This is a genomic window from Paenibacillus sp. MSJ-34 (genome assembly GCF_018918005.1).
Classification (GTDB): Bacteria; Bacillota; Bacilli; order Paenibacillales; family Paenibacillaceae; genus MSJ-34.
The window spans coordinates 25,541-40,353 of record NZ_JAHLPR010000009.1 but is presented as its reverse complement, the minus strand read 5'-3'; the positions used below and the strand labels follow the sequence as shown (position 1 = coordinate 40,353).

Genomic DNA, 14,813 nt, shown 5'->3' with positions numbered 1-14,813 from the left:
GCTTATTTTTTCACTTCGAACGAGCTTTTCAGCGAAACGATCAGATTGAATACCGGCTTGCCGGGAGAGCTGTACTTCGGATCGACATTGAAATAGCCGTGGCGGAAAAATTGAAATTTATCGTGCGGCTCGGCGTCTTTCATGTTCGGCTCGACGAATCCTTGTACGATCTCGAGCGAATTCGGATTGACGCGATCCAGGAAAGATCCGCCCTCTTCCTCTTCTTCCTCATCCAAGATCAAAGGCTCGTATAAGCGGAATTCCGCCGGAATCGCCTGCGATGCGTCGACCCAATGTATCGTGCCCTTCACTTTGCGTCCCGTAAAGCCGCTGCCGCTCTTCGTCTCCGGATCGTACGTGCAATGAAGCTCGACTACATTGCCGTCCGCGTCCTTGATCACATCGTTGCAGCGAATGAAGTAGGCGTTCTTCAATCTCACCTCGTTGCCGGGGAACAAGCGGAAATATTTGCTCGGCGGGTTTTCCATGAAATCGTCCTGCTCGATATAGATTTCGCGCGAGAAAGGGATTTGGCGCACGCCCATTTCCGGGTTTTCCGTATTGTTCTCCGCTTCCAGCATTTCCGTTTGGCCTTCCGGATAGTTCGTAATGACCACCTTGAGCGGTCTAAGCACCGCCATCGTGCGCGGCGCGGCCAGCTTCAAATCTTCGCGGATATAGTGATCGAGCATCTTCGGGTCGACCGCCCCGGTACCGCGCGATACCCCCGTCTCGCGGCAGAAATCGCGAATCGACTTCGGCGTAAATCCGCGGCGGCGCAAGCCGGAAATCGTCGGCATGCGCGGGTCGTCCCAACCGTCCACGAACCCTTCGTCCACCAACAGCTTCAGCTTTCTTTTGCTCGTGACCGTGTTCAATAAGCTTAACCGCCCGAACTCGTATTGATGCGGCACATGTTCCATTTCGCATTCCGCTACGACCCAGTCGTACAATGGACGTTGGTCCTCGAACTCCAGCGTGCAGATCGAATGCGTTACTCCCTCGATCGCGTCTTCCAGAGGATGCGCATAGGCGTACATCGGATAAATGCACCATTGGTCGCCCGTATTGTGATGCGTCGCATGCACGATGCGGTACAGCACCGGATCGCGCATATTAATGTTCGGCGAGGACATGTCGATTTTGGCGCGGAGCACCTTGGAACCGTCCGGGAATTCTCCCGCGCGCATGCGCGCGAACAGGTCCAGATTCTCCTCAGGCGAACGATCGCGGTACGGGCTGTTCTGTCCCGGCTCCGTCAGCGTGCCGCGCATTTCCCGAATTTGATCGGCCGTCGAATCGTCCACGTATGCCTTTCCTTTTTTGATCAGCAGAATCGCTCTGTTATACATTTCCTCAAAATAATCCGAAGCGAAGAACAGCCCGTCCCACTCGAACCCGAGCCAACGGACGTCTTCCTTGATCGCTTGTACGAATTCCGTATCTTCCTTCAGCGGATTCGTATCGTCAAAACGCAAATTCGTCTTTCCTTGAAATTCATCGGCGAGTTCGAAATTGAGCCAGATTGATTTCGCGTGCCCGATATGCAAATAGCCGTTAGGTTCGGGCGGAAACCGGGTGACGATTTGATCGACTTTGCCGGATTTCAAATCGTCGATGACGATATTTTTAATAAAATTGGATGCTGCAGGTTTATTCTCCACCGATATCAACCTTTCTGTAGAAGTTATCCGTGTACCCGACCGCTTGGGCGGACAACTTTTATCTCTAAAGTCCTATTCATTTTTATTACAATCATACCGATAACCATTATAGAGTTCAACTATTGAAGAAGGCGCCAGAATTGCAGAAGGAGGAATCGTAAAGTTGAAGTTCCCAAAAATTATTGCCATTATTTTAGCAGTCTTTTTATGTGCTGGCAATTCCGGAATGGCTTTCGCGGCCGATTCGGATCTATCTAAACTGGTTTTATCGAAAAATGAAGTGTCATTGGAGATCGGAGACACGCAATCCCTCTCGGCGACGGCTGTTTACGCGAACGGCAAAACGGAAGACGTCACGATCAAAGCCGATTGGACAAGCGACGAGGATTCCAAACAAATAGCGAGCGTATACGCGGGTACGATCACGGCCAAGAGCGAAGGAACGGCGATCATTATCGCCACTTACAAGGAAATGCCGCAGACCGTGAAAGTTACCGTTACCAAGAAGGTCAAATCGTTAACCAAAGACAAGCAAAGCCTCGATCTTCGGCTTGGAGGAACGCAGAGCAAAGCGGATATTGCGCTGACGGCCACATATACCGATAATTCGACGGAGCTTGTCTCGGACAAAGCGGAATGGTCGATCGACAACGCTTCGATCGCTACCGTCGTCAACGGATCGGTCACGGCGCTCAGCCCCGGATCCGCAACGATTACGGCGAAGTACGGCAAGCAAACCGTTACCGTTCCTATCGCCGTTGAAATCGTCAAGAGACTGGAGCCGAGCAAATCGCAAGTTTCCTTGCTGATGGCAGGTCCCGCGAAGTCGGAAACGGTGGAGCTGACGGCGATTTATCCCGACGGCGATACGAAGAACGTAGCGGCTGAAGCGGAATGGTCCTCGGACAACGAGAAAGTAGCGGACATCATTAAAGGCGAAATTACTGCATACGGTCCCGGAAAGGCGACGATCACCGCCAAATACGGCACCAAGACGGCAACGATCAAAGTCGATGTCGACAACACCCGCAAGCTGGATGTCGATAAGCAAAACATATTCATGCGTGTAAACCAAACGCCGGAGAAGGTTACGTTAACGGCAACTTATCCGGATGGAAGAGAAGATGATATTACGGCGCAGGCCGAATGGAGCTCCAGCAACGAAAGCATCGCCTACGTTTCCAAAGGAGAGATTAGCGCATACTCTTCGGGCGCTGCGGTCATTACGGCCAAATACGGCGATAAATCGATTACCGTCAACGTCGATGTCGAGATTCCCCGCCGTCTGGAAATACTCAAGGATAACGGCGGAAGCAGCGTTGCGGTAGAGTCGATCTCCATGAAAGTGAATCAAGACGTCGATCTCGCCTTGCAGGCCACTTACGCCAACGGTTCGACGGAAATGATTGCCGGCAAAGCCCAATGGACTTCGAACAAGGAAGATATCGTCTATGTGAACGGCGGACGGGCGTCCGCATATAAATCGGGCGAAGCGACAATTACGGCCAGCTATGGCGGCAAAACGGCTTCGGTAAAGGTATCGGTCGATATTCCGAGCAAATTGACGGCCGATCCGAAATCGCTCGCTTTGCAGAAAAACGAAGAGTACCGAATCAATCTGATCGCCGTATATGACGAATATGAGGAAGCGGTAGCGGAAAAAGCCGAGTGGAGCGTCAGCTCGGACAAGGTGCTTTCGGTCGATAAAGGGCTGGTTACCGCTTTGGATAACGGAACGGCTACCGTTACCGCCAAATTCGGCGGCAAATCGGTTACCGTGAAGGTGGAAATCGGCTTGGCCGACAAGCTGGAAGCGGACGTGCGCTTTATCAATTTAAATACAGGCGGCACGAAAACTATTACATTAACCGCGACGGACTCTTCCGGCAAGCCGATCGACGTGACGGGCGAAGCGGAATGGAAGTCGAGCTCCCCGAAAGTGGCAGATGTCAATAAAGGCCTCGTCACGGCCTACGACAGCGGGAAAGCGACGATTACCGCCAAGTACGGCGGCAAATCGGTGTCGATTCCGGTAGAGGTCGATATTCTTCAAAAGCTGGAAACGAGCCACCGCATTCTTTCCCTCAAATCAGGGGAAAAGGCGCAAGTGAAAATCACCGTCACGTTTAGCGACGGAAGCGTGAAAGACGTCACCGCCGACGCGGACTGGAAAGCAAGCAACTACAAAATCGTCGATGTCAACAATGGAGCGATTACCGCGAAAGGCTACGGCAAAACGAACGTAACCGCCAAATACGGCAATAAATCGATTACGATTCCGGTCGATGTGGACACGTTGAAATATTTAAAAACCGATGAAGTCGCCCTTACGATGAAGAAGGGCACGACCGTACAAGTAACGGCAACGGCTACTTATATGGACGGCACCGATATCGACGTCTCGAAGCCGGCGCTTTGGACCTCGAGCAAAATTACGGTAGCCGACGTGAAGGACGGCATCATTAAAGCGACAGGCAAAGGCAAAGCGACGATCACGGTCAGCTTCGGAGGCAAGAAAACGAAAGTGCTCGTGACGGTGGAATAAGCGCTATACCGCCGCAAGACCCGGACGAAAAAAAGCCATGCAGGTAAAAATACTGCTTGGCTTTTTTCAACTTGCCGGGACACGGGGGAGCGTATGCTTATCCCGCTGTACCCAGTCGGTTTTGTTGTTCCGCACATATGTAACTGCAAAAATCCATTTACAAATGGAGATTTGGGCTAGTTTCGCCCGCGCAACTGCAGAAATCCATTTATTTCTGTCCAAATGAACGCAAAATCAGAGAACTTTGGGGATTAGCCCACGTCTTGTCATTTAAACGCCATCGCCGCGCGCACCGCCTTCTTCCATCCTCTGTACAACGCAGCGCTTCGCTCTCCATCCATGGCCCTGGAGAACGTACGCTCGATCTGGCATTGCTGGGCGATCACGTCGCGGTTTTCCCAGAAGCCGACGGCAAGTCCGGCCAAATAAGCGGCGCCGAGCGCCGTCGTTTCGTTCATGACAGGCCGCTCCACATTGACCCCGAGCAAATCGCTTTGGAACTGCATGAGGAAGTCGTTCGCCACCGCGCCGCCGTCAACGCGCAGCGCGCTAAGCGTAATCCCCGAATCTTCCTCCATCGCCATAATCACATCCTTCGTCTGATAGGCCAGCGATTCCAGCGTAGCGCGAATAAAATGCTCCTTCGTCGTGCCGCGGGTCAAACCGAACACCGCTCCCCGGACTTCGCTGTCCCAATACGGCGTGCCGAGCCCGACGAAAGCGGGGACGACATATACGCCTTCGGTCGAATCGACTCTTGCCGCATACGCTTCGCTGTCCTTGGCCGACTTGAACATTCTCATCCCGTCCCGCAGCCATTGCACGGCCGATCCGGCCACAAACACGCTGCCTTCCAGCGCGTATTCCACCTTGCCGCCGAACCCCCAGGCAATCGTCGTGAGCAGGCCGTGCTTCGACGCGATCGCTTGCGTACCGGTGTTAAGCAGCATAAAGCAGCCTGTGCCGTATGTGTTCTTGGCCATTCCGGGTTCAAAGCACGCTTGCCCGAACAAAGCCGCTTGCTGGTCTCCCGCCGCTCCCGCAATCGGGACCGAGCGGCCGAAGAAATGATAGGACTGCGTCATGCCGTATATTTCCGACGAAGAGCGCACATCCGGGAGCATCGATTTCGGCACGTCCAAAATCCGCAGCAGTTCGTCGTCCCATTGCAAATCGTGAATATTGTACATGAGCGTGCGCGAGGCGTTGGAATAGTCGGTCACATGCGCTTCTCCGCCGGTAAGCTTCCAGATGAGCCACGTATCGATCGTGCCGAAGCAGAGCTCGCCCCGTTCCGCCCGGGCGCGCGCGCCGTCCACATGATCCAATATCCACTTGACCTTCGTTCCGGAAAAATACGGGTCGATCAGCAAGCCCGTCCGTTCGCGAAAAAGCGGCTCATAGCCGTCCGCCCTTAACCGATCGCATATATCCGCCGTTTGGCGCGATTGCCAGACGATCGCATGATAGATCGGCGTTCCCGTACTGCGGTCCCATACGACCGCCGTTTCGCGCTGATTCGCGATGCCGATCGCGGCCACCTCGTCCGCACCGACGTTCGTCTTCGCAAGCACAGCCGTAATCACGCCCAACACGGTAACCCATATTTCATTGGCATCATGCTCGACCCAACCCGGCTTCGGAAAATGCTGCTTAAATTCCTGCTGAGCCATGCCGACAATGTCGCCCCGCCGGTCGAACAGCAGGGCGCGCGAACTGGTGGTGCCTTGGTCGATCGCTAGAATATATCCCGCCTTCATCCTATCACCTCTACAAAAATGTTTGATGCAGCGACTGTCCTCCGTCCATCGTCACGCATGCGCCGTTAATATAAGAGGCCTCGTCTGATAATAAATACGCCGCCAAACCGGCGATTTCCTCCGGCGTGCCGAGACGCCCGAGGGGTACGCTCTCTACCGCGCGCCGCGCCGACGCTTCCGACAGCACCAGCTTCTCGGCGCCGCCGGTGCGCTCGATCAACCCCGGCGCGATCGCGTTAACGCGGATGCCGTATTTGCGCCCCCATTCGACCGCGAGCGTACGCGTCATAGCGAGAACGCCCGCTTTGGCGCTGGCCGAGTGAACGACTCCGGGGCCGGCATCCCATGCATAAGTGGCTACCATATTGAGGATGCTGCCGCGAATGCCGTTCGCGATCCAATATTTCCCCACCGCCGAACTGCAATAGAACGTACCGTTCAAGACGATGTCGACGACCGCATTCCATCCGTTCACCGACAAATCCTCCGCCGCGCATATGAAATTGCCGGCGGCATTGTTCACCAGCGCATCGATGCGCCCGAACGCGGCCGCGGCGGCATCCACCATATGCTGCACTTGATCCGGGCGGCGCACGTCCATCGGAACGGCAAGCACCTGCCCCGGAAACGCTTCCATTTCCCGCTTCGCCTCTTCCAGCTTCGAAGCGGTTCTGCCGGTAATGGCGACGAGCGCTCCCGCTTGCGCGAAACACGCCGCCATCGCCTTGCCCATACCGCTGGAACCGCCTGTAACGATAATCGCCTTCCCTTTCACCCGCATCCCCCCAGTCGCCGTCATGCGCTAACAAAAGCGCAATGCCGGAAATAACGCTTTATGAACAATATATGCGGGTGGATCTTCTTTCTTTCTTATTGCCAAATGTAACACTTTTGCCGTCCGATGCGCAAATTTACGCGTGCCAAATTCTCGGCATCGGCACAGGCTCTTTGCCCAGTTCCGCCCAGACGTATTTCAACAGCAAGGCCGACTTTAACTCCGCATGCGCCGGGTCGCCCCACAAGTTGTTCATTTCCTGCGGATCTTCCTGAAGGTCGAACAGTTCGCCGTACGTTTGATTGTAATATACCGTTATTTTGTACCTTTCGTCCACATACGTTTTCTGATGGATGGTCGTCGCTTCGTGGCGGAATTCGCAGATCGCATGGTCTCTCGCTTTCTCTTTCGTTCCGAACCAAACTTCCCGTTGGTCGATTCCCGTCATCCCGCAAGGCGCGTCAATGCCGCATACGGACAAGAAGGTAGGGGCCAGATCGACCAAAGATTGAATGGCTCCGGATACGCGCCCCGCGGGGACATGTCCCGGATAACGCACGATGAACGGCAGCTTGATCAAATCTTCGTAATGGAAGCCTCCTTTGGCTTGCAAACCGTGCTGGCCGAAGAAGTGCCCGTGGTCCGTCGTAAAGACGACGATCGTATTGTCAGCCAGTCCGAGCGCGTCCAGCTTAGCGAGAATTTGGCCGATATATTTGTCCATCATGCTGATCATCCCGTAATAGACGGCCACCAGCTTTTTCTTATCGTAATCCGTGAGCCTGAATTTATTGCCGTACTCGTAATAATGATGGGACCGGTACCCATGAATGCCGTAACCGCTCTCCATAAGATGCGAGAAGTCGGGATGCTCTTCCTGCGTCATCGCGAAATGGGGCGGATTCTTGTCATGTTCTCCCGGCACCGCCGACGGGATGGTGAGCTTGTCCGGATCGTACATGGAATCCCAAGGTTCGGGCGCCAAATATTCGGGATGAGGATCGAAGAAGCTCGACCATAAAAAGAAGCTCTCTCCCCCTTCCTTATATTGTTCAAGCAGCGCATTCGTCCGCTCCGCAATCCAGGTGTTGTAATGATATTGTTCGGGGATGTCCCAATGGTACGTCTTGCCCGGGTCCAACGTTCCCGTCGGGGGCAAAAAATAGTCCCGCCAATTGGCGCAACCCTTTTCCTCCATCCATAGAGCGTAATGCTGGCCGACATGGGCTTCGTTCGTATGGTTTCGGGCCAGTTCCACATGATCGAAGCCGTAGAACGGGCCGTTGAATGTTTTCCAGAAATCCAAGTCCTGCAAGATCGGATAGGACTCCAGCGAAGGATATTGTTCGGTAGACCGCAGCGGTTGAAAATGCGCCTTCCCGATCAACGCGGTCTTGTAGCCGTTCTGTTGAAAATCTTCCCCGACGCAATGACGGTCTTCGAGCAGCTTGGTGCCGAGCGTCCAGGCTCCGTGCTGGCTCGGGTACATGCCGGTAATGATGGACGCGCGGCTGGGCGTGCACGTCGGATTCGGGCAATACGCGCGGGTGAACGTCGTACCTTCGCGGACTAATCGATCCAAATTCGGCGTGGAAATTTCGCTGTTGAACGCGCCGATCGTATTCCAATGCTGTTGGTCGCTCGTAATAAGCAAAATGTTAGGTTTCTTCATGAGCGATTCGCCTCCTTTACGTTCATCATACATGACCGCCCTATATCCGAAAATGGCATGATGTACGAATCGTTTGTCATTTTGTCAGGTATCTGGTATCTTGAGAAGTAGAAAGACTCGAATCGGCGGGAGGGAAAATCCTTGAAGGAATACGGGAATGAGTTTGCCGAATTTCTATACTATACGCCAGGCAAAATCGATACCGACGGGCCGGTTTGGCCGGTGCGCGCAGGCCGAAATGCCGCGAAGCCCGGCTATTGCGTCGGGCCTAAGAGCATTGAGTGCTACAGTATGCATTTTGTTTACGACGGCGAAGTGCTGCTGGAACATGGCGGCATGCAGAAGACGCTGCGGAAGGGGGATATATTCTGCCTCTATCCGGAACAAACCTATACGTACCGTGAAATTCCGGGAACCGAGACGCTGCGGATGTGCTGGCTGGCGATCGACGGGGATGAAGCGGATCGTTTGCTGGAACTGGCCGGATTCCGGCAACAGGCGCCATACGTGGAACAAGCGATCGATCGCGGGGTCAGGGAGACTCTTGATTCCCTATTGCGTTTAATAAGAAGCGCCGTATCGCCCGCTCCCGCGCCTTCCGTTTCGCTTGGGCTGCGAAGCTTGTTGTACAGGCTGTTCTCCATGCTCGCCGACGATGCCGGACATCCGCGCGGAGCCGAGCCGCATGATTGGATCCGGGAATGCATGGCATATATGGAGCTTCACGCGACCGAAGGCATTTCGGTTCAACAGGTCGCCGCGTTGGCGGGCGTCAGCCGCACTTACTTCTCCACAGTATTTACGAAACAAGTAGGCGTCTCTCCGGTCGGATACATGATCAAGATTCGCATGGAGAAGGCGAAACGGCTGTTGCGGGAAACGCCTCTGCCGATTACCGAAATCGCGCTTACGCTCGGATATCCGAATTTGTACTCGTTCACGCGGGCGTTCAAACATTACTGCTCCGTGCCGCCGGGCATATACCGAATCCGTCAGCATGGGGAGAGCGGCAAGGATTTTCAGACCTGATTGCGAATATGTTATATTGAATTCAGAAGCAATGATCAATGAAAATGAAAGGAGAGGGTACTCTTGAAACTTACATATTTGGGACACTCTTGCTTCATCGTTGAATCGGGCGGGAAAAAGGTCGTAATCGACCCGTATCTCCGCAACAATCCGCTCGCGGCCGTCAAGCCGGAGGAAGTTGAAGTCGACGCGGTGCTGCTGACGCACGGGCATTACGATCATGTAGCCGATGCGGAAGAAATCGCCCGCCGGAACGACTGCGTTATCGTCGGCATTCATGAAATCGCCGCTTATTTTGCGGGCGTAGGCTTGAAGACGTTCGGTTTGAACTTGGGCGGAAAGCATACGTTCGATTGGGGCACCGTAAAGCTGACGCTGGCGTTTCATTCGTCGGGGCTCGAGTTGGAAGGCGGGAAGTTCCTTCACGGCGGCCAGCCTGCCGGCATTTTGCTGACGATGGACGGCCAAACGCTCTACCACGCCGGCGATACATGCCTGTTCGGCGACATGAAGCTGATCGGCGAACTGCATCGCATCGATGCGGCTGCGCTTCCGATCGGCGACGTCTTCACGATGGGGCCGGACGAAGCCGCCATTGCGGCCGAGTGGCTGAAGGCGAAGACTTACATCCCGATCCATCACAGCACCTTCCCGCCGATCGTGCAGGACGCGGAAGCATGGGTGAAGAAGCTGGAAGAGAAAGGGTTACACGGTACGGCATTGCGTCCGGGAGAATCGGTGTCGATCTAGGGCGGCGATCGCCCGCCAGACGGTGGGATGATGCTGCGAGGCCGTGCAACCGGATCTGCACCGGGATCATGCAATGGGATAGTACCGCGGATCATGCAGTGGGACGTGCGCCGGGATGGGTACGGAATCGCATGATCGTGCGGGGTGAGTGTCGGGTTGAGTACGGAATCGTGCGGCATGTTCGTGCAGGGTAACGTGCAGCGAGCAACTGCAAAAATCCATCTAATTCGCAACATTTACCGCTGTTCGCTTCATATAACTGCAATTTTCCATTTACAAAACGAAAAATAGGCCGTTTTGGGCCTTTGGGGCGCGCAACAACTGGATTTTTGCATTTAGTTCATGCAAATGAGCCCATTCCGGGAAAAATAAATGGATTTTTGCAGTTACGAAACGTGCTCCAAAGGCACAACAACAGGAAAGGGCCGCCCCAACTCAGGGGGAACGGCCCTTCCTTATCATTAGCGCCGACTCTCGCGGTACGCTTCGATATATTGTGCGGCTTTCTTCGCCACGAGCGAGTAGTCGCCGGTTTTGACGGCTTCGTTCGTCAAATCCGAGCCGATGCCGACCGCTATGGCGCCCGCCTTGATCCATTCGCCCAAGTTGTCGAGCGATACGCCGCCTGTCGGCATAATATTGGCCTGCGGCAGCGGGCCTTTGATCGCCTTGATCATCGACGGCGAGTACAGATTGCCCGGGAACAGCTTCACGATATCCGCACCGAGTTCAAGCGCCGTTTGGATTTCTTGAATCGTCATCACGCCGGGCATAACCGGCACGCGGTACCGATTGCACAGCTTGACCGTGTCCGCATTCAGGCACGGACCGACGACAAATTCCGCTCCGGCCAAGATGGTAGCACGGGCCGTTTCCGGATCGAGCACCGTTCCGGAACCGATAACGGCGTAGTTGTCCGCTGCCGGATCGGCGCTGGAATAACGCTTCGCCAGCGTCTCGATCGCTTGCAGCGCATAAGGCACGGTCATCGTCACTTCGATGATTTTAATGCCGCCGGCAATTGCCTGCTCCGCCATCTTCACAACTTCCTCCGGGGAATTGCCGCGCAGTACGGCGACAACCCCTGCATCTACAATTTGTTGCACCAATTTGATTTTTTTCATATCGTTATCCTACCGTTCTATATGATTGATATTGTCCAGGACCGCCTTCGCTTCTTCCCATGTCGGAATCGCTTCCCAGTCGCCCTCCATTTGGACGACCATCGAACCGATCAAGTTGCCGAGCCGAACCGCTTCGGCATGGCTCATCCCCTTCAACAATCCGACCAGAAATCCGGCGCAGAAGCCGTCCCCGGCGCCGACCGTGTCAACAACCTGCTTCGCTTTGAAATAAGGCACTTCGCTCAATTCGCCCGCATCCAGCAAATAAGTGCGGTCTCCCCCGCCCTTGATGACGCATACGGCCGACAATTGTTTCAACTTTACTAGTATTTCGTCGAAATTCTCCGTTTCATACAACAAGGCAAGCTCGTCCAATCCCGGCAGAAAATAATCCGCCTCGTTGGCGAGTTCCAACAAAACCGGCCGCGCCTCTTCCAGCGTCCACAGCTTCAAACGCAAATTCGGGTCGAAACAAACTTTGACGCCGTTCTTCTTCGCGGTGCGAACCGCTTCGAGCACCGTTTCCCGGCATGTCGGGCTGAGCGCGGGCGTAATTCCCGTAATATGCAGCAGCTTCGCCCCGGCGATATACGACTCGTCGAGATCGGAAGGACCCATCATGCTGGCAGCGGAATGGCGGCGGTAATAATAGACCGAAGACTTGCCGGCGACGACTTCGCGGAACATGAGTCCCGTCGGCGCTTCGGACGTATATTTGACGCGCGATACGTCGACTCCTTCGCTGCGCAGAGCTTTCATAATCATTGTGCCGAACGGATCCCTGCCCAATTGGCTAAACCATCCGGCCGTATGTCCCAAACGGGAGACGCCGATCGCCACATTGCTTTCCGCCCCGCCGAACGATTTCTCGAACTGCGACGAGTAAGCGATCCCTTTCGAGCTTGCCGGCATGAACAACCCCATCGATTCGCCGAATGTCACGATCTCCGGCGATTGCCTGCCATATTGTTCGTTCATAGGCTTCACCATCCCACGCGCGCCGCCGCTTGCGATCCGCTTTTCGAACCCGCAGCTGCGCCGCTTTTTCTAAGATGTTGGAAAAAGCGCCTGAGGAGGCGCTTTTCAACTCATTACCAACTATTTTACAACATAATGCCGTCAATAGGTATGACAAAAAAATGATATAATACGTATTTTTTTAATTACCCGCCGTTCAAAACGCCTTCGCGATCTCGATCTTCTGCGTCGCTCCGTTATCCGTGCAATATAAATTGTAGCCGAACCCTTGATCGTCCACAAAATAAGACACATATTTGCCGCTCTCCGCCTTCCGCTTCGGCACGAGCAATGCCGCGATGCGGTGCGACCCCGCCTGCGGCGTCGTGGCGGTCAGATGCCAGTGGCGCGTAAGCCCCTCGATTTCCTGCGGATCCACCCCGACGAATTCATCCGTTTGCGACAGCGTCAAATCGCCCGACGAGCTGAATACGAACCGCCCCTCCATCGACGCCTTGCGGCCGTTAACTTGAAACGTCTGCCCTTTGACGTTCATTTCGTACAGCGTATGGAACAACCAGTTCACCCTTCCGGGCTCCGATAAATCGACGGAATCGACGACGACGAAATAACTGTTCCGCACGAAATAAATTTCACGCACATAACGTTTCATATACGGCACGTTTTCCATATACGCGTTCGTTGCGTTCATCCGCACATAGCTGTACGTTTTCTCGCGCCTTACCTCTTCCACCCGGCCCGAGGCAGCCATATTAAGCGCCTTGTCGATATCGCCGAACTGTCCTTTCCCATCGATCAGAATGCTGTTCTTGGAAACCGTCTGTCTGCGCCAGCGCAAATGCATCGAGCTGTTGAAAGCGACATAATAACCGGTTTCGACCGCAAGCGGTTCGCCGTAGGCGTGAATATGAAAGGCCCCCTGGTCCGCATGGCTATGGCTTACGGAGCCGTATTCGCTCGCTTTCGTCAACAGCATGATTTGCTCGTCCGGATCTTCCATCCGATGATGCATAGCGACCCAGCCGACATCGCGGAACCATTTGACCGGTTCGGCATCCTTCGGTTCCACGGCCTCGACAGCCGGATAATCGTGCAAATACAGCAAATCGTCAAACCGGAAGTCCCACCAGCCGTAATTATAAAATTTCGAATCCGCATCCGTATCGAGATCCTTGACCTTCTCGTAATACCATTGATACCAGCCGTTGCCCGTGACGCCCGCATATTGGCGGATATTATATCCGACTTTCGTGCTGATCGCTTCGCCGAGCGTAGAATTGTCGCCGAACGACGTGCGCGTCGACGTATTCGGATTGTAGCAATATAGCGGAAAGTCGCCTGTCTTCCGGAAGAAAGGCCGGTCGTACAGCGAAAGTCCGGTATACTTCTTCATCAACTCGATCGCTTCGAGCAGCGCCGCCATGCCTGTCGTCCAGTAATGCGGCCCTTCGGCCCATCCGCCGTCCGCGCCGCCCCATGGCGTATACAATGTCCAGTAATATTCCATCGTATAATCCAGCCACTCCCGCGCTTGCGGTTCTTCATGCAGCATGGCGATGCTGCATGGCACAAGCACGGAGGACAGCGATCGAACCGCGTGGCTGTCATAAGGCACTTGATGGATTTTGGAGCGCTCGATTACGTGGACGGCGACCTGCTGCGTGCGGCGCAGCAATTCGCCCCGAACCGCATCGCGCTCTTCCTCCGACAATTCGCCGTACAACCAATCGTATCCCCATGCGAGCGCGCCGGCGATCCGAAAGGCGGCTTCGTCGTTGTAATCCCGGCTCGTCGCCCCGTCGGCATCCCATGCCGCGACGTGCAGCAGCCACGCTTTCGCTTTGCCGAGCAGCGCCTCGTCTTCCAGAATGACGCCCGCCATACTGAGATGGCGAATCGCATAGAGCGCTTCCTGGCAGGCAATATACATGCTTCTCCATAACGGCGCCGTCCGCTGATTGTTCGGATAAGGCTGCGGCGCGGGGATCGGTTCGCGCGCCGTCCAAGGCAGCACCGATTTCTCGTAGAACGGCTGCCAGCCGGAGCCAATCGGATCCGCCTTCACTTTGGCCCGGAAGCGCGCCACCTCCTCGGCTCCTCGCAGCCATAAGCGGGGATGCTCCTCCTGCGCTTGCGCATAACGGTTCTCCCTTGCGGGCAGCGCCGTTGCAGGCAAGCCCTCCGGGACGACGAAGCGCCTCGCGACGCTCCATTCGGATTGCTGCTTGCCCCCGTCCCATAAAGCGTAGCGCCAATAATACGTCCCAGGCGCCAATACCCGGTCCGGCGTGTAAAAATTATATGGAATCGGAGCGAACGTAAGCGTCCGCTCCGCCTGAAATTGCCCGTCTTCGCTAATTTGCAGCACATAGCAGTCTTCCTCGAGCTGTGCGGGAATCCACGTAAATCGCGGCGGATTTTCGACAAGCCGGGTCGTTTCGTCCGGTTGATACTGAACGGTCAACAGACCGCTCTGCGGTTGATATAATGCTGTACCCATCTTATCCCTTCCCCTC

10 protein-coding genes are annotated in these 14,813 nt (G+C 54.9%); 3 read left to right on the top strand and 7 right to left on the bottom strand.

The window, feature by feature from the left end:
- Window positions 1–2: 2 nt before the first annotated feature.
- Complete coding sequence (locus KQI79_RS06425) at window positions 3–1,664, bottom strand: glutamine--tRNA ligase/YqeY domain fusion protein (protein WP_216537403.1); 1,662 nt, start codon at window positions 1,662–1,664, stop codon at window positions 3–5.
- 163 nt (window positions 1,665–1,827) lie between these two features.
- Between KQI79_RS06425 and KQI79_RS06420 the strand changes: the two genes are divergently transcribed.
- Complete coding sequence (locus KQI79_RS06420; RefSeq protein ID WP_216537402.1) at window positions 1,828–4,209, top strand: Ig-like domain-containing protein; 2,382 nt, start codon at window positions 1,828–1,830, stop codon at window positions 4,207–4,209.
- Window positions 4,210–4,475: 266 nt separating this feature from the next.
- Here the strand turns inward: KQI79_RS06420 and glpK are convergent, their stop codons facing one another.
- The 3 genes from glpK to KQI79_RS06405 form a co-directional block, all read right to left on the bottom strand.
- Window positions 4,476–5,969, bottom strand: coding sequence for a glycerol kinase GlpK (gene glpK, locus KQI79_RS06415; protein WP_216537401.1), 1,494 nt, complete (start codon window positions 5,967–5,969; stop codon window positions 4,476–4,478).
- 10 nt (window positions 5,970–5,979) lie between these two features.
- Entirely contained in the window at window positions 5,980–6,744 is a 765-nt protein-coding gene (fadH, locus tag KQI79_RS06410) for a 2,4-dienoyl-CoA reductase (RefSeq protein ID WP_216537400.1), read from the bottom strand.
- Between the two features lie 136 nt (window positions 6,745–6,880).
- Window positions 6,881–8,416: a sulfatase family protein gene (locus tag KQI79_RS06405; protein ID WP_216537399.1), complete on the bottom strand. Its 1,536-nt coding sequence runs from the start codon at window positions 8,414–8,416 to the stop codon at window positions 6,881–6,883.
- 141 nt (window positions 8,417–8,557) lie between these two features.
- Between KQI79_RS06405 and KQI79_RS06400 the strand changes: the two genes are divergently transcribed.
- Both KQI79_RS06400 and KQI79_RS06395 read left to right on the top strand, forming a co-directional pair.
- Window positions 8,558–9,445, top strand: coding sequence for a helix-turn-helix transcriptional regulator (locus tag KQI79_RS06400; protein ID WP_216537398.1), 888 nt, complete (start codon window positions 8,558–8,560; stop codon window positions 9,443–9,445).
- A 63-nt stretch (window positions 9,446–9,508) separates the two neighbouring features.
- Window positions 9,509–10,195, top strand: coding sequence for a metal-dependent hydrolase (locus KQI79_RS06395; protein WP_216537397.1), 687 nt, complete (start codon window positions 9,509–9,511; stop codon window positions 10,193–10,195).
- Between the two features lie 461 nt (window positions 10,196–10,656).
- On the opposite strand, the gene KQI79_RS06390 is transcribed toward KQI79_RS06395, so the two are convergent.
- The 3 genes from KQI79_RS06390 to KQI79_RS06380 all read right to left on the bottom strand — a co-directional run bounded on the left by KQI79_RS06390 (window position 10,657) and on the right by KQI79_RS06380 (window position 14,797).
- Entirely contained in the window at window positions 10,657–11,319 is a 663-nt protein-coding gene (locus KQI79_RS06390; RefSeq protein WP_216537396.1) for a bifunctional 2-keto-4-hydroxyglutarate aldolase/2-keto-3-deoxy-6-phosphogluconate aldolase, read from the bottom strand.
- A 9-nt stretch (window positions 11,320–11,328) separates the two neighbouring features.
- Window positions 11,329–12,297, bottom strand: coding sequence for a sugar kinase (locus tag KQI79_RS06385; protein WP_216537395.1), 969 nt, complete (start codon window positions 12,295–12,297; stop codon window positions 11,329–11,331).
- A 196-nt stretch (window positions 12,298–12,493) separates the two neighbouring features.
- On the bottom strand, window positions 12,494–14,797 hold the full coding sequence (locus tag KQI79_RS06380) for a DUF4962 domain-containing protein (protein ID WP_216537394.1): 2,304 nt from the start codon (window positions 14,795–14,797) through the stop codon (window positions 12,494–12,496).
- Window positions 14,798–14,813 lie beyond the last annotated feature (16 nt).